Annotated in this window: 21 protein-coding genes and 1 tRNA gene; 18 read left to right on the forward strand and 4 right to left on the reverse strand. The window is 63.7% G+C overall.

What is annotated here, in order from left to right; translation table 11 throughout:
• The 6 genes from ACO48X_RS05080 to ACO48X_RS05105 all read left to right on the forward strand — a co-directional run.
• Positions 1-348, forward strand: a 348-nt coding sequence (locus ACO48X_RS05080; protein ID WP_485001040.1) for an rRNA adenine N-6-methyltransferase family protein, incomplete at its 5' end; no start/stop codon positions are given.
• 314 nt (positions 349-662) lie between these two features.
• Positions 663-1,598 carry a hypothetical protein gene (locus ACO48X_RS05085; RefSeq protein WP_485001041.1) on the forward strand — a complete coding sequence of 312 codons (936 nt, stop codon included), beginning with the start codon at positions 663-665 and terminating at the stop codon, positions 1,596-1,598.
• A 36-nt stretch (positions 1,599-1,634) separates the two neighbouring features.
• Entirely contained in the window at positions 1,635-2,573 is a 939-nt protein-coding gene (locus tag ACO48X_RS05090) for a 4-(cytidine 5'-diphospho)-2-C-methyl-D-erythritol kinase (RefSeq protein ID WP_485001042.1), read from the forward strand.
• Positions 2,574-2,638: 65 nt separating this feature from the next.
• Complete coding sequence (locus ACO48X_RS05095; protein ID WP_485001043.1) at positions 2,639-4,495, forward strand: ABC-F family ATP-binding cassette domain-containing protein; 1,857 nt, start codon at positions 2,639-2,641, stop codon at positions 4,493-4,495.
• A 40-nt stretch (positions 4,496-4,535) separates the two neighbouring features.
• Positions 4,536-4,826 carry an ArsR/SmtB family transcription factor gene (locus ACO48X_RS05100; protein ID WP_485001044.1) on the forward strand — a complete coding sequence of 97 codons (291 nt, stop codon included), beginning with the start codon at positions 4,536-4,538 and terminating at the stop codon, positions 4,824-4,826.
• A 13-nt stretch (positions 4,827-4,839) separates the two neighbouring features.
• Positions 4,840-5,136 carry a hypothetical protein gene (locus ACO48X_RS05105; protein ID WP_485001045.1) on the forward strand — a complete coding sequence of 99 codons (297 nt, stop codon included), beginning with the start codon at positions 4,840-4,842 and terminating at the stop codon, positions 5,134-5,136.
• Positions 5,137-5,353: 217 nt separating this feature from the next.
• Here ACO48X_RS05105 and ACO48X_RS05110 read toward each other — a convergent pair whose 3' ends face one another.
• The 4 genes from ACO48X_RS05110 to ACO48X_RS05125 form a co-directional block, all read right to left on the reverse strand.
• Positions 5,354-6,235 (reverse strand): ABC transporter permease, encoded by an 882-nt coding sequence (locus ACO48X_RS05110; RefSeq protein ID WP_485001046.1) that lies wholly within the window; start codon positions 6,233-6,235, stop codon positions 5,354-5,356.
• A complete protein-coding gene (locus ACO48X_RS05115) occupies positions 6,232-7,227 on the reverse strand; it encodes an ABC transporter ATP-binding protein (protein WP_485001047.1) in 996 nt (331 codons plus the stop codon). The genes ACO48X_RS05110 and ACO48X_RS05115 overlap by 4 nt, the downstream gene beginning before the upstream one ends.
• A gap of 260 nt (positions 7,228-7,487) precedes the next feature.
• Positions 7,488-7,619: a hypothetical protein gene (locus ACO48X_RS05120; RefSeq protein ID WP_485001048.1), complete on the reverse strand. Its 132-nt coding sequence runs from the start codon at positions 7,617-7,619 to the stop codon at positions 7,488-7,490.
• 43 nt (positions 7,620-7,662) lie between these two features.
• Positions 7,663-8,298, reverse strand: coding sequence for a TetR/AcrR family transcriptional regulator (locus ACO48X_RS05125; RefSeq protein WP_485001049.1), 636 nt, complete (start codon positions 8,296-8,298; stop codon positions 7,663-7,665).
• Positions 8,299-8,691: 393 nt separating this feature from the next.
• On the opposite strand from ACO48X_RS05125, the gene ACO48X_RS05130 reads away from it, so the two are divergent.
• The 12 genes from ACO48X_RS05130 to eno all read left to right on the forward strand — a co-directional run.
• Positions 8,692-8,762 (forward strand) — tRNA-Gln (locus ACO48X_RS05130).
• A 98-nt stretch (positions 8,763-8,860) separates the two neighbouring features.
• Positions 8,861-9,904 (forward strand): NTP transferase domain-containing protein, encoded by a 1,044-nt coding sequence (locus tag ACO48X_RS05135; protein WP_485001050.1) that lies wholly within the window; start codon positions 8,861-8,863, stop codon positions 9,902-9,904.
• A gap of 11 nt (positions 9,905-9,915) precedes the next feature.
• Positions 9,916-10,896 (forward strand): ribose-phosphate diphosphokinase, encoded by a 981-nt coding sequence (locus ACO48X_RS05140; RefSeq protein WP_485001051.1) that lies wholly within the window; start codon positions 9,916-9,918, stop codon positions 10,894-10,896.
• Positions 10,897-11,989: 1,093 nt separating this feature from the next.
• The gene (locus ACO48X_RS05145; RefSeq protein WP_485001052.1) at positions 11,990-12,334 is read left to right on the forward strand and encodes a hypothetical protein; all 345 of its coding nucleotides are present in this window, start codon (positions 11,990-11,992) and stop codon (positions 12,332-12,334) included.
• A 56-nt stretch (positions 12,335-12,390) separates the two neighbouring features.
• On the forward strand, positions 12,391-12,690 hold the full coding sequence (locus ACO48X_RS05150; RefSeq protein ID WP_485001053.1) for a WXG100 family type VII secretion target: 300 nt from the start codon (positions 12,391-12,393) through the stop codon (positions 12,688-12,690).
• A 391-nt stretch (positions 12,691-13,081) separates the two neighbouring features.
• On the forward strand, positions 13,082-15,715 hold the full coding sequence (locus ACO48X_RS05155; protein ID WP_485001054.1) for a hypothetical protein: 2,634 nt from the start codon (positions 13,082-13,084) through the stop codon (positions 15,713-15,715).
• 15 nt (positions 15,716-15,730) lie between these two features.
• Positions 15,731-17,095, forward strand: coding sequence for a hypothetical protein (locus tag ACO48X_RS05160; protein WP_485001055.1), 1,365 nt, complete (start codon positions 15,731-15,733; stop codon positions 17,093-17,095).
• A gap of 184 nt (positions 17,096-17,279) precedes the next feature.
• The gene (locus ACO48X_RS05165; RefSeq protein WP_485001056.1) at positions 17,280-17,882 is read left to right on the forward strand and encodes a 50S ribosomal protein L25/general stress protein Ctc; all 603 of its coding nucleotides are present in this window, start codon (positions 17,280-17,282) and stop codon (positions 17,880-17,882) included.
• Positions 17,883-17,931: 49 nt separating this feature from the next.
• Complete coding sequence (gene pth / locus ACO48X_RS05170) at positions 17,932-18,507, forward strand: aminoacyl-tRNA hydrolase (RefSeq protein WP_485001057.1); 576 nt, start codon at positions 17,932-17,934, stop codon at positions 18,505-18,507.
• On the forward strand, positions 18,504-22,088 hold the full coding sequence (mfd, locus tag ACO48X_RS05175) for a transcription-repair coupling factor (RefSeq protein WP_485001058.1): 3,585 nt from the start codon (positions 18,504-18,506) through the stop codon (positions 22,086-22,088). The genes pth and mfd overlap by 4 nt, the downstream gene beginning before the upstream one ends.
• A gap of 30 nt (positions 22,089-22,118) precedes the next feature.
• Positions 22,119-22,640, forward strand: a complete 522-nt coding sequence (locus ACO48X_RS05180) for a hypothetical protein (RefSeq protein ID WP_485001059.1) — start codon at positions 22,119-22,121, stop codon at positions 22,638-22,640.
• Positions 22,641-22,886: 246 nt separating this feature from the next.
• A partial coding sequence (gene eno, locus ACO48X_RS05185; protein ID WP_485001060.1) for a phosphopyruvate hydratase occupies positions 22,887-23,838 on the forward strand: 952 nt, incomplete at its 3' end.

Genomic DNA, 23,838 nt, shown 5'->3' on the forward strand with positions numbered 1-23,838 from the left:
GAGGCTGCGCGCGGGGCGAAGATCAGCAGAAACGTGTTCTGGCCGATCCCCAACGTCGATTCGGCGCTCGTGAACTTCAGGCGGCACGGCGCTTTGCCTCAGCCTCAGGCCGACGTCGCCGGGCTTGCGCTCGCCGGCGTCTCCCGTGAAGACGTGTTCGCCGTCATCGACGCGGCTTTTGCCCAACGGCGCAAAACTCTTCGCGCCGCCCTTGCGACGTGGGCCGGAGGCGCCGCGCGCGCAGAAGGTTTGCTCGTCGTCGCGGGAATCGATCCGAAAGCCCGAGGCGAACAGCTGAGCGTGTCCGAGTTCGCGGCGATAGCGCGCGCGGCGAGCACGCTTGCCTGATTTGGGGCGGGCGCGCCCCGCGTTCGATGCAAGCAGGCCGCTGTGACGCGCTGAAAGCGCGTTTTTGGGTTCTCACAGTTTCGCGGTTTCCCGGTTTCGCAGGGTTTCGTCGCAGGCTCACGGCCTCAAACGACCCGTCGTCCGCCGTTTTCTGTGACCTGTTTTCGCTGTCCGGATGGGAAATCAAAGGGACTCACACTAAGCTTGAGTGGGACGCACGGAGAAGGGAGCAGACGGTGGATCGCGCCATGCATGAGTTCTGGCTTAGAGCTGAAAGGCGCATTGACGCATCTCTTGCCCTGATTATGGCATCGATGCTGTGGCTCGTCGCCCTTCCGTTGACTGTGATGTTCACCGATCTTGAGTGGAGCCGTTTGACGGTTGTTCTCATGTTGGCCTCCATTCCCGTATGCGCCACAGCTCTTTGGCCGTTGAAAACGGGACTTATGACTGTGAGGGCGATCGAGGAGCGTGACAGCGAGGAAGTGGCCCGTTGGCGGGAAACGCTGGTTCCGCCCGCCGAACCGCAGCTTGTGAAGGCGCGTCTGCGCCGAGTCCACTACCCGATGCTCACCGTCATCGCGGGGGTCGGTGCCTTCACCGCCGCCATCGCCCTCAATCGATGGGCGCATGCCCAAACCGCCGGAATGTCCAACTTCTCATTGGGGGTTGCACTCGGCGCCGTCGGCGTCGCCCTGGGGGCGTGCGTTCTCATGTTCGCCGGCAAGATTCGGCCGAGAGCCCTCCTGCTGGGCCTCATCTTGGTCGGGTGGGCCATACCCGCCGGCGGAGGCGTCGCCTCACTCGCCGTGATCATCGGGCGGCAGGATCTTGAATCCGCCTTGGCGGTTCGGGCCCTGACCGCGGTGAGCTATGTCATTTTTGGGCTCATCGGGATGCTTGTCTCACTGCTTCTCTTTGCTTTGTGGCTGGCGTGGCTCGGCAAGTTTGTGAGCGGAAAGAGCTTGGAAGTCAATCATCTGGCCAGGGCCGTTCCGGTCCTTCCCGAGGGGCGCGGCGCCGAGTCCGCGGCGGAATCGGAGTTCGACGCCGAAGACCTCGATGTGATCAAAAACGCGCTGTCGGTCCCGGGATCGGTGCACGCCGCTGTCACCGCCACCCTTTTGACGACGCTGGCCACGGTGGGCCGGGCGGTCGCCGAGACGAATGAAACGGCCGTCGTGACGATCCTCGGCGCGATTGCCGCATGCTGCGCCTCTCTTGCGCTTTACCTCGCCGTGAAGGTGTGAGGCCGCCGGGCGCGGCGGCCCCGCTACACTGGGCACGTGCAAGAAGTTCGCGTCGTCACGCCCTCCAAAGTCAATCTGGCCCTCAGAGTCGGATCGGCTCGGCCAGACGGCTTCCATCCCCTCGACACCGTCTTCGAGGCGCTTGACGTCCACGACGAAGTGATCGTCCGTCGAAGCGACTCCCTGAGCCTCCGCATGCAAGGGGAGGGCGCAGGCGCCCTTCCGGAAGACTCGACGAATTTGGCTCTCCGCGCGGCCACGGCTTTGCGCGAACGTTTCGGTGCCCCGGACCTAGGCGCCGAGATTACGGTCCGCAAAGCAATACCCGTGGCGGGAGGAATGGCGGGAGGGTCCGCCGACGCCGCGGGCGCCCTCGTTGCCCTCAACGCGCTGTGGGGCCTCGGCCTGTCGGGCGCCGACCTGATGGGCCTAGGGAGCGAGCTCGGCTCGGACGTTCCCTTCTGCATCATGGGCGGAATCGCGCACGGCACGGGGCGCGGCGAAATTCTCACCCCGGTGCATCCCGGCCGCGGGCACGCGTGGGTCCTCCTGACGAATCCTGTGGGGCTTTCGACGCCCGCGGTGTTCCGCGAGTTTGACCGCATCGCTGCGGCGGCTGAAGGGGCTGGACCCGTCGCGGGGGAAGTTGCGGGAATTGAAAGGGCCGGCCGCGTCGGAGCCGGGTACGCGGGATCCGGCCGCGCCGCCGAAGCCGACGTCGCCGAGAACCCGGCGTCGACCCGGCAGCTGCGCGAGGCCGTGGCTCGCGGAGACCTGCAGGCGACGGCGGCGCTCATGGCCAATGACCTTCAAGCCCCGGCCTTTTCGCTGCGCCCGGATCTTGAAGACGTCGTCGAGCGAGCGAGTCGCTTTGGGGCGACGGCCATCCTTTCGGGCTCGGGGCCGACGGTCGCCCTCCTGGCCTCCGACGCCGCGCATGCCAACCCCCCCGCGAGGCGAGGCGCGTACGCGTAGGCGTAGCTTCGGGCGGTTCGCGCGAACGGACCGGCCGCCGGCGCCTGCGTTGCGGAGGCGAAGTGATGGCTCATCTTCTCGGAACGCAGGCGATCCGGCTGGAGTACCCCAACAGCGTCGTCCTCGATTCGGCAGCCCTCGGAATCGAGGAAGGGGACAGAATCGGCGTCGTCGGCCGAAACGGCGGCGGAAAATCGTCGCTTTTGCGAATCCTTGCGGGAACGCTCGACCCGACCGAAGGCCTTGTGACCCGGCGCGGAGGCCTGCGCATCGGCGTGCTTGAGCAAGACGACGCCCTCGACGCAGACGCGACGGTGGGCTATACGCTCGTGGGAGAGGCCGCCGAGCACGAATGGGCCTCCGACCCCAAAATCCGCGACGTTATAGCGGGCCTCGTCGGAGACCTCGACTGGCAGGCGCGGGTGGGCACGCTCTCGGGCGGCCAACGGCGCCGCCTCGGACTCGCGGCCCTTTTGATCGGCGAGTGGGACGTTCTCATGCTCGACGAGCCGACCAACCACCTCGACGTCGAAGGGATTGCCTGGCTTGCGCGGCATCTGAAGAACAGGTGGCCCAAGAACGTCGGCGGACTCCTCGTCGTCACCCATGACCGTTGGTTTCTCGACGAAGTCGCGACCTCCATGTGGGAGGTGCACGACGGCGTCGTTGAGCCGTTCGAGGGAGGGTATGCCGCATATGTCCTTCAGCGGGTTGAGCGCGACAGGATCGCGGCGGCGGCCGAATCCAAACGTCAAAATCTCATGCGCAAAGAGTTGGCGTGGTTGCGCCGCGGAGCGCCGGCTCGCACGAGCAAGCCGCGTTTCCGCATCGAGGCGGCGAACCGGCTCATTGCCGACGTCCCTCCCGTCCGCGACTCCGTCAAGCTCACGCGCATGGCCGTGTCGAGGCTGGGCAAGGACGTCGTCGACCTCGAAGACGCGGGCGTTCGCTACGGAGACCGCGACGTGCTGCGCGAGATCACGTGGAGAATCGCTCCCGGCGAGCGCACCGCAATCCTCGGTTCCAACGGAGCGGGAAAGTCGACGCTTCTGGGCCTCGTCGCGGGCTCGATCGCGCCGACGTCGGGCAGAGTCAAACGCGGAAAGACCGTGAGGATCGGCATCCTCGACCAGCAATTCTCCGCCCTCGAGGAGATCGGCGGGGATCTGGTGAGGCAGGTGCTCGCGCGATACAAGACTTCCTACACGGTGGGCGAGAAGGAGATGACCCCTGCCCAGCTTCTCGAGCGCCTGGGTTTTTCCCGCGATTGCCTTTCCTCGCGTGTGTGCGAGCTTTCTGGCGGGCAGAGGCGGCGCCTTCAGCTGCTTCTCGTTCTCTTGTCGGAGCCGAACGTGCTCATCCTCGACGAGCCTTCGAACGACGTCGACACCGACATGCTCGCGGCCATGGAGGACGTCCTTGATTCATGGCCCGGAACGCTTATCGTCGTCTCCCACGACCGCTATCTCGTTGAGCGCGTGACGGACCGGCAGTACGCCATCTTCGACGGGCGGCTCCGGCACCTTCCCGGCGGCGTCGACGAGTATCTCGAGTTGAGCGACGCCGCGAAAGCGGGATCTGAAGGCGGCGCCCCGAAGAAAGCCGCCGGCGGCAGCGCGCCGAAGGCCCCAGGGAAAAGCGTCGGATCGGCGAAAACGGGGGGAGGCTCGGCCGCGGAGCGGAGCGGGGCCGAGCTGTCGGGCGCCGAACGGCGTGCGGCCGAGAAGGAAGTCAACTCAATCGACCGGCGGCTCGCCAAACTTGCGGACAAGGTGGCGCAGGTGCACGCACGGATGGCCGAACACGACCAGAGCGACTACGTCGGCCTGCGCAAACATGCCGACGATCTGCGCGATCTCGAGGCCGAGGTCGCCGAACTCGAAGACCGCTGGCTCGAACTGAGCGAAAAGCTGAACGATTAATCACTTTGCAAAGTGTTTATACGTGTGTGATGATTGAAGCGTGAATGAGGACAAGCTCCTAGCGGAGACCGCCCGCATGTTTCGGGTTTTGGGAAACGAGTCCCGTTTGCTCCTTCTTTCACTTGTGAGCCACGAAAACAGGCCGGTTTCGGCTCTCGCCGAGGCGGCGAAGATGAGCCAGCCGCTCACATCGCAACATTTGCGGATCCTGCGCGACGCCGGGCTCCTTGAAGCGGATCGCCGCGGCAAGGAAGTCATCTATCGCATCTCCGACTGCCACGTTGAACACGTGGTGCGCGATGCGATCGCCCACGCGCGGGAAAACGCATGAAGAAAGGAAAACTATGAGCACTGCCGACCCCCACGCTCACCACACCGTGGCCGAGCACGCCCATGGAGAAGGCTGCGGCCATGAGGCCGTTCAGCACGGGGACCACGTCGATTACGTCCATGACGGGCACCGCCACGCCCGGCATGGCGACCACTACGACGACCATCAGGACGTCGCCGAACACACGGTGGCCGAGCATGCCCACGGCGAGGGTTGCGGCCATGAGGCCGTTCAGCACGGGGACCACGTCGATTACGTCCATGACGGGCACCGCCACGCCCAGCATGGCGACCACTACGACGAGCACTGAAAACTCGCCGGGCATCGAAGCTCAGACAAGCTAGAAGGCTCGACAAATCGAAATAGGCTCACACAAATGAAAGGGGAGGGCCCACGCCTTTTCGTGGTCCCTCCCCCTTCTGCATTCTTCGGCGGTTCGAACCGCCTCGGCTCGTTCGCCTCAGCACGATCGGCTTGGGTCGCCCATTTCAGTCGAACCTCGCAGATTCAGCTCGAGCCTCCCAGATTCAGCTCGAGCCTCGCAGTGCCCTGACGATCTTGACCCGTTCGCCCGTGCGCAGGATCGAGTTCTCATAGATCTTCCCCGCGAGTGCGGCGAGGAGAGGAATAAAGGCGATGTTGACGGCGAAAGCGACCAGCTGCTGCCAGACGGGCACGCCGCCGAGAGCCGTCCGCATGATCATAGTCGGCGGGGAGACCAAGGGAATGAACGACATGACCTCGCTGGCCGTGGAATCCGGTTGGGCCGGGATGTAGTAGAGAGCCGCATACATGGGTATCATCAGCCCGAAGATAATGGGCGTCTGAACCCCGCCGAGGTCTTCCTGGCGCGATACGGTCGAAGCCAAGGCTCCCGTGAGTCCCGAAGCCGTCAGATAGCCGACGACGGTCCACGCGAGGAATGTCGGCAAGAACGTCCAGACTCCGAGCTTTCCAAGCGTTCCGAGGTCAGGCAGAAGTCCCGCCAAACCCAGCCCTCCGACGATTCCGACCATGTAGGCGGCGAAGACCACGAGCATCCCCGCGCCGATGCCGAGGATTTTCCCAAGCAGGAGGACGCGCGGCTTGACCGTGGTGAGGAGAATCTCCACCACTCGACTGGCCTTCTCTTCGACGACGCCGGCCGAGAGAACGCCGATGCCGGTGAAGATCATGACCATCAGGAGGGAGATGCCGAGAGAGCCCATCACAAAGCCGAAGGGATTGCCGTCCGCGCCGTTTCCCGTGACTTCTGGGGGAGTGGTGTCGACGTCGTTCTTTCTGAGGAAGTATCCTCCGATCGCCCCGCCGATGAACATGAGGGCCACGACGATGCCGGTGGAAACCTGTATGGCCTTCGACCCCAAAAGCCTCGTGAATTCGCGTTTGAAGATGAGGGAAAGAATCATCGGGCTGCGTCCTTCCTGCGGCCGAAGATGCCTCGTCGGCCCTTTTGCGTGGGTTCCTCGGGTTGCGCTGCGACCACCACGTCCTTGAACAGATCGGCGAGGTGGGGGCGCCGGGGTGCGAATTCGCGGACCGGCCCGGCGGACAGCGCGGCCTGGAGCAGCGCCTGGTCATCGATCCCTTCGGAGTCGACGACCACGCGGGTCAATCCATTTGCGCTGGGGGCGTCGGACGTTCCCTCGAGGGGATCGGGCTGCGGCTTGACGCCCGCCGAAGACAAAGCGGCGTGAACCCTGTCAGGGCCAGCCGAAACGGCCAGCGCAATCTGCGGCCTGCCAGCGTTGCGCAGCTCGTGGATTGTGCCTTCTGCCACGATCGACCCGCGGGAGACAATGCCGACGCGGTCGCACAACCGCTCGACGAGATCGAGTTGGTGGGAGGAGAAGATGACGGGAACGCCGGATTTCGCCTTGTCTTTGAGGACCTGGCTCATCACGTCGACCGCCACCGGATCGAGGCCGGAAAACGGCTCGTCGAGAACGAGGATGATGGGATCGTGGACGAGGGCCGCCGCCAGCTGGACGCGCTGCTGATTGCCGAGGGAAAGCTTTTGCACGTTGTCGTTTCGCCTGCCTGCCACTCCCAGCCGATCGGTCCATTGCTCCGTCGCCTGCGCCGCCTCGGCTTTGCCCAGCCCATGGAGCCGGGCAAAATACTCCAGTTGCCTTCCCACCTGCATTTTGGGGTAGAGGCCGCGTTCCTCCGGCATGTAGCCGATTTTGCGGCGGACGTCGTCGTCGACCTCCTTGCCATTCCATGAAACCCGGCCTGAGTCGGTGGAGAGCACACCCAGCATGATCCGCATCGCGGTCGTCTTGCCTGCGCCGTTCGATCCGACGAAGCCAAATATCTCACCAGGCTGGACTTTGAGGCTGAGACCCTTCAACGCTTGCAACGTCCCGAAGGACTTATTGAGATCCTGAACTTCCAGCATGTTTCATGTTTACCACAACGGCTGACGAGGAGCACACCTCATTCGACGCAAGGTTTGCCGCCGAAAGGCAGGAAAGGGAGCGTCTGTGCGAGCTCCGGCGCCGAAAGGCTGGGCGGGGGCGCATGCGCCGAGAAGCGGGGCAAGGGTTGGCGCCGACGAACAGGCAGGGGTTGGCGCCGGCGAAGAGGCAGGGGTTGGCGCCGACGAACAGGCAGGGTTGTGCCGAAAGGCGGGCAGGCGAAGTGGATGGCGAAGTCCTTTTAGAAAGCGATGAAAGGGCTCGGATCGGGCGACGAGTAGAAGTGAGGGGCGGGCGAGGAGTAGACGCGAGGATCGGACGACGTGGAAGCGAGGACGAGAAAGCGTCCGCCGACCGGCAGCGAGGCTGCCATCGACGGACGCTCGACCTTTCGTAAAGAGAGACTGAGTTGCGCCTCAGCGTGTCTGGAGCTGTGGATCCTTTTCCATGCCTCGAAGGCCGAGATAAAGCAGGTTCGTCACCTGGGCGGCGACGAGTTTCTTATCGACCTGCATGTTCTCGCTCCACCACTGACCTATCTGTCCGACGCCGCCGGCGAGGATCTGCCCGTAGACGGGCGCCGATGCGGGATCGAGCCCCTGCTTCTCCAGAAGCGGGGCGAGGAAAACGGTGACTTGGTCCGCGATGTCGGCCATGACGGTCTCGAAGGTCTCGCTCCTGACGGCGGTGGGCGACTGGTGGGCGAGCAGATGGAATCCGTCGGCGTTCTCCTCGATGAAGTCGAGAAGGGTGACGACGATTCCCTCAAGGACTGCCCGCGCGCTGTGTTCGGGACGCATCTGAGACCGCAGGATGTCCGAAAGGGCCTTCACCTCGCGGTCGACGATAACCTGGTAGAGGCCTTCCTTCCCTCCGAAATGCTCGTAGACGATGGGCTTGGAGACGCCTGCCGCACTCGCGATTTCTTCGACGGAGACGGCATCATAGCCTCGAGTTCCAAAGAGCTGGCGGGCTACGCGGATCAGCTGTTCACGGCGCTCGGCTCGGGACATCCGCACGCGCCGGGGTGACGAAGAAGAATTTGCGCTCATGTATCAATTATTGCAGTAAAAGCCGCTGTTTACTTCAGTCCGAAGGAGGATCTCTCCCCATTGCCACTCCGCTTTGACGCCGAACGGATCGTGCGACCGTAAAAAACGCTCGCTTTTCAGCGTGTGGATGCGCGGGCTCGTCCGCTCCGTCAAATGCCCGCCATTTCGCGCATCGTGGAGGGGAAGGGCGAGACGGGCCAGGCTTGGCGCCGACCGCGGGCGAAGGCGGCTGGCCGAGGCCGAAACCTCAACATATCGTTTCGCTCAAAGGAAAGAGCTTCGCTTCCGGTGAACAGCGAGACGTCAGCCCAGGCGTCTTCAGCCCGACTCTCGGACGGCTTTCCGACTTTGGGATGACTTTTCGCGGACGCGCCTATACAATCGTCCGGGTGATCCGCCCTGGTGTAATGGCAGCACAGAGGTCTTTGGAACCTTTTGTCCGGGTTCGAATCCTGGGGGCGGAGCAGATGCGGCGCACAGTCGGTGTCGCTGCGCGGACGGCGTAGGCGAAACTCTCAGGCAGCGGTTAAACTTGGTCTATGACCACAGGAAGGGGCCTACTGTGAGCAGACCGCATCCGGCTGCCGTCGTCGTTCTAGCCGCCGGTCAGGGAACCAGGATGAAATCCGAGATCCCCAAAGTCCTCCATCCCATGTGCGGACGCACGCTCCTCGGCCACGCGATCTTCGCGGCGCGGGGGCTTGCCCCCGATCACATCGCCGTCGTCGTGCGCCACGAACGCGACCGCGTCGCCGCACACGCCGCCGAGTGCGATCCCGGGATCACGATTGCAGATCAGGACGAGATCAAGGGCACGGGCAGAGCCCTCTGGTGCGGCTTGCGCGCCCTTCCGGCCGATCTTTCGGGGCCGGTCGTCGTGACTGCGGGGGACACTCCTCTGCTTTCGGCCGACGTTTTGTCTCGCCTTCTGGGACGGCACGAAGGCAATGCGGTCACGGTTCTGACCGCCGTCGTGCCCGATCCCACAGGCTATGGCAGGATCGTCCGCGACGCCGAAGGGGCCGTCGCCGGCGTCGTCGAGCACAAAGACGCGACGCAGGAACAACGTGAGATCGCCGAGATCAACACGTCTACGTACGTTTTCGACGCCGACTTCCTTCGCGAGGCCGTCGGAGGGCTCGACACCGAGAACGCGCAGGGCGAGATGTACCTGACCGACGTCGTGGCGAAGGCCTATGAATCCGGCGCAGGGGTCGGCTCGTATGTCGTCGAGGACTCGTGGCTCGTCGAAGGGTGCAACGACCTCGTCCAGTTGGCGGCTCTGCGCGAGCAGATGAATCGGAGGACCCTCGAGGCGTGGATGCGCGCCGGGGCGGCGATCGTCGATCCCGCGACCACGTCGATTGACGTGACCGTCACTTTGGCGCCTGATTGCCGGGTCCTGCCCGGAACGGGGCTCTACGGGACGACATCGATCGCGAAGGGCGCCCTCGTGGGCCCGGGTGAGTTCACCGACGCCCTCGTGGGCGAGGGGGCCGATGCGCGCCACGTCGTGGTTCGCGACGCGGCCGTGGAGGCGGGGACTGCGCTTCCGCCCTACACAGTGCTGACCGGGGGCGCCAGGGCCGCCGGCGTTTCCGAATAGCGAGGGGAACTATGACCGGAATGCGGATGGCGAACGACAAACGCCTCGTTCTTGTAAGCGGCCGGGCGCATCCGGCATTGGCGAAGGAAGTCGCGGACGAACTGGGAATCGACCTTTTGCCGGTCACCGCCTACGATTTCGCCAACTCTGAGATATACGTCCGTTTCGAGGAGTCGGTGCGCGGGGCTGACGTGTTCATCCTCCAGTCCCACGCCGATCCCATCAACACGTGGCTCATGGAGCAGCTCATCATGGTCGACGCCGCCAAGCGGGCCTCGGCCAAGCGAATCACCGCCGTGGCCCCTTACTACCCGTACGCCCGCCAAGACAAGAAGCACAAGGGGCGCGAGCCGATCTCAGCCCGTCTCGTGGCCGACCTGTTCAGGACGGCCGGCGCCGACCGCATCATGTCCGTAGACTTGCACGCCGCGCAGTCGCAGGGTTTTTTCGACGGTCCCGTCGACCACTTGTGGGCGATGCCGACCCTGGTCGAATACGTTCGCGGACGCATCGACGTCGGCAGCGCCGTGGTTGTCTCTCCCGACGCCGGCCGGATCAAGGTGGCCGAGCAGTGGGGCAATCGGCTCGGGGGCGTGCCTCTCGCGTTCGTGCACAAGACGCGTGACCTCACTCGCCCCAATCAGGCGACGGCGAACCGCGTGGTCGGCGACGTCTCCGGGCGCACCGCCGTGATCGTCGATGATCTCATCGACACTGCCGGAACCATCTGCGGCGCGGTGCGCATCGTGCTGGAGGCGGGGGCCAAGGACGTCATCGTCGCCGCCACCCACGGGGTGCTCTCCGATCCGGCGACCCAACGTCTGCGTGAATCGGGGCTGCGCGAGCTCGTTGTCACGGACACGCTTCCCATCGGTCCGGAAAAGCGCTTTCCGGCCATGACGGTGCTTCCGATCGCACCGGTTCTGGCCCGCGCCATCGACGAAGTCTTTGAGGACGGGTCCGTCACGAGTCTTTTCGACGGCGCGTACTGACCCGGCTAGCTCCTGCGCTTCCGTCTGATTTCGGCGGAGTCTAGGGTGGAAACTGGCGTGAAACGTCGCCTCCTGTTTGGCCAAGGTCTTCCAGTCGGCGTCAATGGCAAGTTGATGTGACATACGTATCCGAAGTTTGCTCTGGTTTTTGAGAAACCCCCAGTTTTCTTTCGCAAATCTGAGTTTTCCTTTGTATTCCGCGGATTCTTTGGGTAATCTGCGATAAAGCGGGGATCAACCGGGGAGAGCTATCCATCATTGATACTTTGTGAAGCATCTCGGCAAACAAGCTTATTTTATATATAAACCTGCTATAAACACTTAAACTCAACTAAAGTTATTTATATACAGTAAGTAAGGTTAAAATCTGCATCTCTGGATAACGCCGACTTAAGGCGTATACGCTCAAAACCTTGTTCTCGTCCCAGATATTCCTGATTTGAATGGCTTTGGCGTACAACAGTGACATGAGGTCGATATTTATGCGGGAGGCCACATGAGTCTTCGGCGGCCTGCGGGGATCGTTCAGAGCGCCTGACCTAAACGTCGCTCTTCGCAGTCATGCCGGTTGCGGATCGTCGCCGTTCCGGCTGGTGCGGCATTTGCTTGCGCGAGGCGCGAAAAGGCAAAGAGGATCCCACTTTATCTTGAATTCCTTCCTTTCTTTGTGAGTGACCCTGCGTATGCCCTTCTTGCAAGGTAAGTTCGTCGCCCGTAGGGCCTTAATCGGGTCGGGGCTCAAGGAAGCGCATGTCATTTTGGTGTAAAACTGCCAATATTTGAGGCGAAACGGAGGGGTGCGGCGAAATATCCTACTTGCCGCCGTAAGCGTTCGTGGAGCTGCTTTGTTCGCATTTTAAAAAGTAAAATAATGTATTTAAAAAAATCTATTGCGCTTATAAGATTTATATAGGACTAAAACATATAGAAAAGTTTAGAAAGTAAACAACACTCTATTAATTTTAACGACACACCTTGGGGGGAAAACCACTCTGGTGGTGTGGACAAAGTTCGTTGTAGGCTAGCTGCAGGCCCGGCAAAGGGTTCCATGGTCAAGGGTCCATGGTTTCACATACAGAGGAAGGTACTTTTCATGTCACAGAATGAGTTTAAAGATGTAGATGGTGCGAATCTTCAGATTTCCTCCATCTTGGACGAGAACATGGGCAGCCTCAACGCACACAAGTCGGCCATCAACGGCAAGACGACGGAGCTGCGGGGCAACGTTCAGTTCCAGGGCGGAGCGGCCCAGGCCTTCACCGCCGCTTTCACCGCCCTCGAGGAAGCTAGCGACAGGCTCTTCCAGAAGCTTGGCGTTTACAGCCAGGAGACCAAGAGCACGGGCTCCACTTCCGAGCAGGCCGACATCGACGAAGCTCAGAGCTACAAGAACCTCGGCTTGGACTCGCTCATGGGTGGCGGAAGCTCCGCTCTCTAGGTCGATTCTCGAGACGATACTTATCTAGGCGCAATTAGGAAAGGACAACCACACTCATGACCATTCTCTACAACTACCCCCTCATGCAGGCAGGCGTTGCCGACATCAAGGCCCATGCGCAGAAGGTGCGCGAGGAGACCGAAACGATGGGCAACCGGATCGAGGGCATCATCCGCGAAAGGCTCGGCGGTCAGGCAGCAGATGCCTTCCACACGATCTTTATGAGCTGGATGAAGGACTGCGACGTCATGGTCCAGGCCACGGACGCTCTCAGCCTCGTGCTCGACGGTTCTGTTACGAACATGCAGGGAACGGACAGCAACAATGCGCGCCGTTTCGGCGGCGACGTCCGCTAAGACCGCATGCCGATAAAAGCTGTGTGGGCGGCTTAATATGGTCGCCCACACAGCTTTTATCGTAATCTGGGGTTCTCGCAGCCCTTGTTTCGCAGCCCTTGTCGTTCCAAGAATTTCGATATATTCCAGGTCTTCTCGCGCTTGCCGCGCTCTCTTCGTTGCGACGGTTCCCAGCGTCGTTTCCGAGGCCTCACCTCCGCGTATTCGACTTGGCGGAATCGGAGGGGATATGAAGGCAAGCACACATATTTAGTCAAATGGCTCGTTTCGGTGCCCGCCGGGGACTTCCTTTCACATCCACCTTGTGGACGACGTCGTCAAGCGACGCCGACGAGACTAAACTCCACACTGTCTCCACAAGTTTTTCGATCTGTATTTCTGAGGACACGCTATGAGAGGGAATAAAACCTTTGCTGCTCTGTCCGTTTCGCGTGGTCTGAGCCTGCTCACGGTTCTGCTCTTGGCCTGCGCGAGCGTGTTCGCCGCGGCCCCCGCCGGAGCCAGCAACGGCAGCACGCCCGACGGGGCCGGCTACAGCGCGCCGGACCGTGTCGCCGTCGGCCAACCGCTGACGGTCAAAGGTGTCGGCTGGATGAATCAGGAAAAGAAGGAAGGCTCGGTCGTCGCCGTCAAGATCGACGGCGGGACTTTCAAAGCGAAATCCGCCGTCAAAAATCCTGTCAATGGAAAGGCTGAGACCGACAAGGGCGTCTTGGCGATGGTCAAGGCGGATGCGTCCGGAAACTGGACAGCGACCATTTCTGCGGAGTCTTTGAGCCAGCTGAAAGAGGGCAAGCATACGGTCCAGTTCTCGAGCGGCTCAGGCCTTCAGGGCGACGTCGTGCGGCAATCGAGCGCTGCGTTCGTGTACGGTGCCGAGGCGGGAAAGCCCGATCAGAATCAGAATCCGAATCCTCAGGCGCCCGCGCCCAAGGAGGCTCCTCAGGCTCCTGCACCCAAGGAAGCCGCGCCGCCGAACCAGCCGAACGACACTCCCTCTAGCCTTGGCCCACCGGAGTGGCCACACGTTGATCTGTCGGACAATTCGGGTGCCAAAGCTTGGGTTGAGAAGGAAATCAAGTCGGACACGGGTGCGAAGTTCCACATCAGAGGGACCGGTTGGAAGAACTCAGCGGGGAACGGCCCGTCCACAGTCTCCGTCAAAATCAACGAAGGCGAGAACAAACCCTACGAGCGGGCCAAGGCCATCGACCATCCTTCGGTCAAGGGGGACAAAACCGTCTGGGCGCTTGTCGCCCAAGACAACCCGGAGAAAGACAAGAACGTCAAGGTCATCGAGCCCAACGGTGACTTCGAAGTCGAGATCGACGTTCCCAAGAGCTTGACGAAGGGGCAGTACTTCACCGTTTCTCTGCTCTCGGGGCAATCGGACACGAAAGACGTCAAACGCTCAATGACCTCCGAACAGTTGACGGTCCTTGAGCCGACCACGTGCACGCCGTCGGTTGGGGAACCGACTGTCAAAGTGGAGAACGCCAAGGCCCATATTGGCGGCACAGTAAAGGTCAGCGGCAAAGGATGGTGCCACCCGCAGGAAAACCAGGGCGCCTCGAAGATCGCGGTCAAGATCGACGATGGAGAATACAAGCGCCTCGATGTGGCGGCCGGCGGTGACGCGAAGGTCTGGGCGATCGTGGAAAACGCCGACCCCAAGACCGGCGACTGGACGGCGGAGATCCCGCTGCCCGACGGAACCGACAAAAAAGCGGTTCGCGGAGGCAAGGGCGGGAGCGACCCCGTCTTCCCGGAAGGCAAGCACCATTTCACGTTCATCACCGGAGACGCGATCAAGACGGGCGACAAGAAGCGGGAGGTCAAGTCCGACGAATTCGACGTCGGAGACTACAAGCCGAGCGGAATTCCAGATCCGGTCGAGGCGAACGAGGATCTTAAAGACGACAACAAACAGGGTATGACCGTTAAGCGCGGCAAGGACGGTCGGCTCGTCGTCACCATTCCGAAGGCCAAAGCCGAGGCAGGCAAAGGCAATAAAAAGGACGGCCGGAACGCCACGGACAAGAAGACCTGGGTCTTCCTCGATGTGTACGACGAGGAAGGAACGTCTCGCCACCCATGGGGTGCCAGGTGGTTTGAGACGGACAAGGACGGCAAGGTCCTCGATCTGCCCAAAGACGTGTCCCTTCCCAATGGCGCCTTGAAGATCACGGCGCAATCCGGCAAGCCCGGCGATGACTTCGGCGCTCTCCTGGGATGGACGACGTTCGAAGGCCCCAAGAAACCGGACAACCCGACCAATCCCCCCGGCGGCGGTGGGAACCAGCCTCCCAGCGGCGAGAACCGGCCGCCCAGCGGGAATCAGCCGCCGAGCAACGGCGGCAACCAACCCCCGGGCGGAAATCAAGGAAACAGCGGCGGACAGCAGGGCAGGACGGGCGGCTCCACGATCGTGAGGCGTTCGGTCCAATCGGGCACGCGTCAGTCGATCATACCCGGAAGGTATGTCATTCAAAGGGCAATCGCCGGTCAGCAGCCGCAGAAGCCGGCCCAGCCGTTCTTTCCGAAGCCCGACTTCTCGCCGCTTCCCCCTGTTCCAAACATCAAGGGCTTGACGCTCCAGAACGCCGGAAACATCGGAAAGCAGATGGAAGGCAAGGTCTTGGTGCTTGCGCCAGCCGGACGTCAGCCGGGCGAATGGGTCTTCCTCTATCTCTACCCTCAGGGGAGCCCGCTCGGGTGGATGCAGATCGACAACGAAGGAAAGATTCGAGTCGACACATCCACTCTTCCCGACGGCTCCTACAAGTTCGCGTTGATGGATTCCACCGGGGCGCTCATCGGATGGACCGACCTCGACGTCGGCAACGTCAAGAAGTCCCCAGCGCCGGCTCCGACGCCGACCAAGACCGACGGCCCGGCCCGCATCCCGCCGAAAACCGAAGGAGACGACAGTCAGCCGATATGGCCCTGGATACTAGGCGGAGCAGTCATCTCCGTGACGGTCGTCGCAACCTCCCTTATCGCCTCGCGACGCCAAAGCAAGTGAAAGCGAGGAGTAGTCATGATTGCTTCGCGCAAAGGCCTGAAAGCCACGTTTGCGATTCTCATGGGTTTCATGCTCGCCATGCTGGTCGATGCAGGCGCCCATGCCCTTCCGGGCGACTCGCCGGGAACCGGAGCGTCCGTGTCCGCGAAGACGGCCCAGGCGGGGCAGCAGATTTCCTTCACGGCGACTGGTTTCCCGGCAGGCGCAACCGTTTACGTCCAGCTTGACGACGGTGCGACCCACTGGGACAGCAGCCTTCCGGGAAAGTCCATTCTGCATAAGAAAGTTCCCGCTTCTGGAAAAGTCTCGGGGTCCGTCGTCCTTCCCGCCAATGTCGCTCCCGGAGCGCATTGGCTGCGTTTCAACGCAACGGCAGCCGATCCGAACGGCGGGTCTCAACAGATCACCTGCCGGGGAGACTCCGACTTCACCGTGGTCGCCCCCCAGGGAGAAGGCGGAGGCGGCGGGCAGCCGGGCGGCAACGCCGGTGACAGCCAAGGAAACGGGCAAGGCGCCGACCAGGGCAACGGCCAAGGCGGCAACCAAGGAAACGGCCAGGGCGGCAACAACGGCGGGGGCCAGCAGCAGCCCGGAGGCGCCCCTCAACAGCAGGGCCAGCCGGGTGCACAGCAGGGCGTTGCGGTTGACGCCCAAGGAAGACCCCTGCCGCCGGGAGCGACTCCCTCGGCAACTTCGACCGTGAAGATAGGGGGACAAATCATGACCATCGCCCCCGAAGCCGCCAGCCCGGTGCCGACCGAACGCCCGAAGAACACTGCCAAGAAGACGCCGACCATGCCGCCGGCCGCTCCCAAGGTCGCGGCCGAGGAAGAGTCCGGCGGGCCCAACATGGGCGTAGTCGGCGGAATGGCTCTCGTCTTCGTCGGGCTGATCACCGCCACCCTCATCACGAATCGCGCAAAAGCCGTCGCGGCAGGCTCGTCGAGGGGCGGAGCCTCTGCTGGCTCAATCCCTTACGATCCGGCTTTCGCCGCCGGCCCGTTGGCCTTCGACGGCTCCGACGCGGACGCCGCCGGCGCTTCCGGACTGGCCGGGGGCGCCGCACTGGCCGCGGACGGCTCAGCCGCTGTCGCCGATGACACTGACGCAGACGAGCCCGATTCCGTCTTGGACGGTTCGGCGCCTGACTGGCCGCCCCTTGCCCCAGACGGGGCGGAGCACGTCGCCGGTTCGAGCGCTGCCGCATTGGGCGGCCGGGACTCGGACGGCCAGGATTGGCGCGACGTCGCCTCCTCGGGTGCGGATGGCGCGGTCGCCGACGGTGATCTGGCGGCCGACCCCGACTCCGATGCGACCGCCGACTCGGAGAATTCCGCTTTCGACGGCGACACCGAAAATTCTGCGGACGACGACTCCTGAGGGCGACAGGCCCTGAGGGTGACAGGCCCTTCCTCGGCGCGGTAGCATATATAGGTTGCCTCGGCGAGGGAAAGCAAACGTGTCTTTCCGTTATCGACGCGGTGGGTGTGCCTTCGTGCACGGCCGTCGGAATCGAGGCCGCACGCGCTCGAAACTCTCGGGCGCCACACGAAAGGAGAACCACATGGCAGACAAAATCCAGGTCGATCGCCGCCAGTCCTTCGGAAAAGGCGCGTCCCGCCAGCTTCGCCGCCAGGGCCGCACGCCCGCCGTCGTCTACGGGCACGGCTCCGACCCCGTCCACATTTCCTTCGATTCGCACGAGATCTTCCTGGCTACCAAAGGGCAGGCCAACCCGATTCTCACGATTGCGCTGGAAGGCAAGGAACAGCTCGTTCTCGTCAAGGAGCTGCAGCGCAATCCTCTGACGCGCATCATCGAGCACCTCGATCTTCTGCGCGTCAAGCAGGGCGAAAAGGTCGACGTCGAAGTTCCCGTCGAAGTCACCGGAGAGTCCTTCTCCGGCACGATCCACACCGTTGAGCTCATGCACGTTCTGGTCAAAGCCCCGGCCACCGCGATTCCCGAGTCGATCGTCGTCGACGTCGAAGGCCGCAAGGACGGCGAGAACGTCACCGTCGCGGATTTGACCTTCCCCGCCGACGTCGAGGTCGAGACCGACCCCGAGTCGATCGTCGTGGTCATCGCGACTCCGTCTTCCTCCGCCGTGGAAGACGCCCCCGCCGCCGAGCAGGCTGCGGACGCGGAAGAAGCCTCGGCCGAATGATTGTCAAGCGTGTGGCGCCTTTCGGGGCGCCACACGCATTGGAGGCAAGGTGTTCGCAGCGGTCGGTCTGGGAAATCCCGGCGCACAGTACGCAGCCACGCGCCACAACGCGGGGCGCATGGTCATCGACGAGCTCGCGGCCCGCGCTCGCGGGAAGCTTTCGCGATTGAAGAACACGGGGGCGCTCGGCCTCGAGTGCCACGTCGGGCCCCCGCCTTCCCGCAGGGCCGTCCTGTTCGTTACGACCCGGTACATGAACGAATCCGGAGGCCCCGTCGCGGCGCTTCTCGGCTACTTCAAGATCGCTCCCCAGAATCTCATCGTCGTCCACGATGAGCTGGACCTTCCCTTCGGCACGATCCGCCTCAAGCGCGGCGGGGGAGAGGGAGGCCACAACGGCCTCAAATCGATCACTCAAGCCCTCGGGACGAAAGAGTACATTCGCTTGAGATTCGGGATCGGACGCCCGCCCGGGCGGCAGGATCCCGCCGATTTCGTCCTTTCGCCCTTCGCGTCTTCGCAGACTAAGGAGCTTCCGCTTCTCATATCGGAGGCGGCCGACGCCGTAGAAGACGCCATTCTCAGCGGCCTCGAGGCCGCCCAGCTCAGGCTTCACACGAGGTGACCGTGCTCAGCGCCCTCCTGCCAATCGTCGCAGCCGACCCCGCCATTTCCTCCGCTCTCGGCCAAAAGGGCAGTTGCGGCCTAGCGACGCCCCGCGGCCTTGTCCCTCCCGTTCTCGCACTCATGGCAGGTGCGAGCGGCCCGGAGGATGCGCCCGGCCCCGGAGGGCCACACGGGCCGAAGGCCGCTCGCAGTCACACGGAGCCGCCGCTCGTCGTCGCCGTCACACCCACTGGCCGCGAGGCCGACGAACTGGTCGGCGCGCTTCGCGCCTATCTTCCCGAGGAAACGGTGGAGCTCTTTCCCGCTTGGGAAACGCTCCCGCACGAGAGGCTGTCGCCGCGTTCGGACACGGTGGCGCGCCGAATACTCGCCCAGCGCCGCCTCGCCCATCCCGAGGACTTTGCCCCCCTTCGCGTGCTCGTGATGCCCGTTCGCGCGCTTTTGCAGCCAATCGCGGAAGGTCTGGGCGAACTCAGGCCCGTGCGGGTCAGAACGGGCGACGACGTCGATCTCGAATCCCTCGAACGCGCACTCGTCGATGCGGCATACTCCCGCGTCGACATGGTTGAGGGCCGAGGGCAGTTCGCCGTTCGCGGAGGCATCATCGACATCTTTCCGCCCACGGACCCCAGGCCCTCGCGCATCGAGCTTTTCGGCGACGACGTCGAAGAAATCCGCGTTTTCTCCGTCGCCGACCAGCGATCGCTCGAAGCGAGGGATGAAGTGTACGCGCCACCGTGCAGGGAGATCCTTCTGACCGCCGACGTCCGCGCCCGCGCCCGCGAGCTCGTCGCCGAGCTCCCCGGCGCCGTCGACATACTTGACAAGATCGCGGAGGGCATCGCCCCTGAGGGGATGGAGTCGCTCGCGCCCGTGCTCGTCGACATGGTTTCCGTGGCGGACACGATCCCGGAGGGGTCTAGGATCGTGGTCGTCGAGCCGGAGAGAGTCTCCCAACGCGCCGATTCCCTCATTGCGACCACGGAAGAGTTCCTTTCCGCTGCATGGAGCTCCGCGGCGGCGGGCGGAACCGTGCCCGTCGACGTCGACAGGGCCTCCTTCGCCGATCTCGACGAGACGCGGGAGGCGGCGGACAGGCGCGGGCTGGGATGGTGGACGCTCGCCGGCTTCCTCGACGGTCGCGGCCGCTCCCAGGCCGACGCCGCCGAACCGAAGAAATTCATGGGGAAAGTCGATGAGGCGATCGCCGACGTCGCTGAGAAGGCCCGGGGGCGGTGGCGTTTGGCGCTCGCCGTCGAAGGGGCGGGTTTGGGCCGCCGCATGTGCGAGCAGCTCGAGGAGGCTGGAGTCCCCGCGACATTCACGGAAGACCTCGCCGAGCTCGAACCCGGCGTGTGCCACGTGACCGCGGCGCCCATCGCCTCGGGCTTCACGATGAAAGGCCAGCGCCTGGCGCTCTATGCCGCGGCGGACATCACGGGCAGGGGCGGCTCGTCGACGCGCGACATGCGCAGGATGCCCGCGCGTCGGAAGAACGCCGTCGACCTCCAGGCGCTCAAACCCGGAGACTATGTGGTCCACGAACACCACGGCGTGGGCCGGTTCGTCAAAATGGCCAAACGCTCCATCGGGGCGGGCCGCGAGACCCAGCGCGAGTACCTCGTCCTCGAATACGCCTCGACGCGCCGCGGCGCCCCGCCCGATCAGCTCTGGGTCCCCACGGACTCCCTTGATCAGGTCTCGCGGTACGCCGGGGGCGAGGCCCCCTCCCTCAACAAAATGGGAGGAAGCGACTGGGCCAAAACCAAGGCCAGCGCGCGGGCGGCGACCAAGCAGATCGCCCAGGAACTCGTGCGACTCTACGCCGCGAGGCAGGCCGCCAAAGGATTCCAGTTCTCTCCCGACACCCCGTGGCAGCGCGAGCTCGAAGATTCCTTCGCCTACGTCGAAACGCCCGACCAGCTCCAAACCATCGACGAAGTCAAGGCTGACATGGAAAAGCCGACGCCGATGGACCGGCTCATATCCGGCGACGTCGGCTACGGAAAAACCGAGATCGCCCTGCGCGCGGCTTTCAAGGCGGTGCAAGACGGCAAGCAGGCGGCCGTCCTCGTGCCCACCACGCTGCTCGTCTCCCAGCATTACGAGACCTTCCGCGAGAGGTACTCGGGCTTCCCCGTGCGTCTGGCCCAGCTTTCGCGTTTCCAGTCCGAACGCGAGGCCGCCGAGACCGTCAAGGGACTCGCCGACGGGACGGTCGACGTCGTCATCGGCACCCACCGGCTTCTCACCGGAAACGTGCGATTCAAGAACCTCGGGCTCGTGGTGGTCGACGAGGAGCAGCGTTTCGGGGTCGAGCACAAGGAAACCCTCAAACAGCTCTATCCCGACGTCGACGTCCTCTCGATGTCCGCCACGCCCATCCCGCGCACGCTCGAGATGGCTGTGACGGGCGTGCGCGAGATGTCCACGCTCGCCACTCCCCCCGAGGAGCGCCACCCCGTCCTCACATACGTGGGCCCGAAGGACAACAAGCAGGTGCTGGCTGCGATACGCCGCGAGCTGCTGCGCGACGGGCAGGTGTTCTACGTCCACAATCGCACGGGCGACATGGCGAGGGTGGCTGCGCAGATCGGCGAGCTCGTGCCCGAGGCCCGGGTCGGCGTGGCCCACGGGAAAATGAGCGAACACCAGCTCGAACTGGTCATCCAGGCCTTCTGGGACAAGGAAATCGACATCCTCGTCTGCACGACGATCGTCGAGACCGGGCTGGACATCTCCAACGCGAACACGCTCATCGTCGAGGACGCCGAACGCTTCGGGCTCTCTCAGCTCCACCAGCTGCGCGGGCGCGTGGGCCGCGGGCGCGAGCGGGCCTACGCCTACTTCCTATACAACCCGGACAAGGCGATGACCGAAACGGCGCTTGAGCGCCTGCGCACCATCGCAGCCAACGCCGAGCTGGGCTCGGGCATCCAGGTGGCGATGCGCGATCTGGAGATCCGCGGCGCCGGCAACATGCTCGGCGGCGAGCAATCCGGCCACATCGCGGGAGTCGGATTCGACCTGTATGTGCGGATGGTCGCCGACGCGGTGGCGAGAATGCGCGGGGAGGCCCCCGAGGACGAAGACGCCGACGTCGACGTCCGGATCGAACTTCCGGTGGACGCCTATCTTCCCGAGGACTATGTTTCCTCTGAGCGGTTGCGCCTGGAGATTTACACGAAGATAGCGGAGGCCGGCTCCGAGGGAGAACGCGAGTCCGTCCGCGCGGAGATGATCGACCGCTACGGCAAGATCCCGCCCCAGGCCGAGCGCCTTTTCCGCATCGCGGGGCTGCGCGAGATGTGCAAGGAAGCGGGCCTGGCCGAGGTGACGATGATGGGAAGGAACATTCGCCTGGCGCCGGTCAATCTGCCCGATTCGCGGCAGGCTCGGCTCAAGCGGCTCTACCCGGGCGCGATTCTCAAACCGGCTGTGCGCGTGGCGCTCGTGCCCGCGCCGGGGGATTCGAAGCGGATGGGCGAATCCTCGGCCGTCGAAGGCGACGACCTCCTCGACTGGGTGGGAATGCTCGTTCATTCCGTGTTCGTCGCGACCCTCGGATCTTCCGGGTAACATGTAGTCCACAATCGAGGGAAGGATCCGATGAAGACCAAGCTGGCCGCAAAGGCGTTCGCCGCCGTCGCTTTAGCATGCACGGCTCTCGCCGGATGCACGAAGCCTGGAACCGCCGCCACCGTCAACGGCCGCCCGGTTTCGGAGCAGAGCGTCGACGAACTCGCGCAGCAGCTGAAGGAAAACGGACTGGACAAGTCGCTGACGGCCTCGGGGGTCGACATCTCCAGCCGCTTCCGGCTTCTCGAGTTCAGGGTCACGATCACGGCTGTCGGCCCGGCCGTCGACAAAGCGAGCGAGAAGCTCGACGCCTCCCAGAAGGACCAGATCCTGCAACAGTGCAAGAAGGGCCTGAACGCGTCGTCTGACCTTCCGTCCGACGTCCAAAGGTACTGCTTGGCCCGAGCCTTGACTTCGGGGCGGCCTGCGTTCCAGAAGGAAATCAGCGGCATACTGGCCGACATGAAGGTCGAGTACAGCAAACGATACGGGGTTGCAGACAAACAGAAGGGCCTCGAGCTTCCCGAGTATCTGACCCTTCGACGCCGATAGGCCGCGTTTTTGCGCGCCGAAGCCGTCGAATGCGGGCTTGAACTCGTCGAACGACGACGTCGGGGTGCGGCTTTAGTCCCGAGGTCCCATTCGTCTCTTCGCTGCTCGGCGTCGGTGATCAAAATGAGAGATGAGTAACTGGCCTCGGCTGCCACCGCGCCCGGTTCTGCGGGAGAATAGAAAAAGGGTAATTCCCAGCCGAGACGGCTCGCATCGCCGTCGCGCACACTACAGTTAGGAGTGGCTGTGGCCATCATTGTTGATCTTTACTCCCGCGAGATCCTTGACTCCCGCGGAAATCCCACCGTCGAGGTCGAGGTTGAGCTCGAGGACGGCACCCGCGCCCGGGCCGGCGTGCCCTCCGGCGCGTCCACCGGCGCATTCGAGGCCGTCGAGCGCCGCGACGGCGACGCCGCCCGCTACCTGGGCAAGGGAGTTGAGGGCGCGGTAGCGGCCGTCAACGAAGACATTCGCCCCGAGATCGCCGAATCCTTCGACGCCGAGGACCAGCGCGGAATCGACAGCTTCCTCATCGCCCTCGACGGCACGCCCAACAAGGCCAAGTTCGGCGCCAACGCCATCCTCGGCGTGTCCATCGCCGTGGCCAAGGCCGCCGCCAAGTCCGCCGGCCTGCCGCTTTACCAGTACCTCGGCGGCCCGAACGCCCACGTCCTGCCCGTCCCCATGATGAACATCCTCAACGGCGGCTCCCATGCGGATTCGAACGTCGACATCCAGGAGTTCATGATCGCCCCCTACGGCGCCGACTCGTTCAAGGAGTCCCTGCGCTGGGGGTCTGAGGTCTACCACTCGCTCAAGTCCGTGCTCAAGGAGCGCGGCCTCGCCACCGGCCTCGGCGACGAGGGCGGCTTCGCCCCCAACCTCGAGTCGAACGCCGCCGCGCTCGACCTCATCTGCGAGGCCATTGAGAAGGCCGGCTTCAAGCCCGGCGCCGAGGTGGGCCTCGCCCTCGACGTCGCCTCCACGGAGTTCTTCGCCGACGGCAAGTACACCTTCGAGGGCGGAGTCAAAGACACCGACTTCATGGTGGACTACTACAAGAAGCTCGTCGCCGAGTACCCGCTCGTCTCCATCGAAGACCCGCTCTCCGAGGACGAGTGGGACGACTGGAAGGCCCTGACCGACGTCCTCGGCGACAAAGTCCAGCTCGTCGGCGACGATTTCTTCGTCACCAACC

Source organism: Peptidiphaga sp., assembly GCF_057238965.1.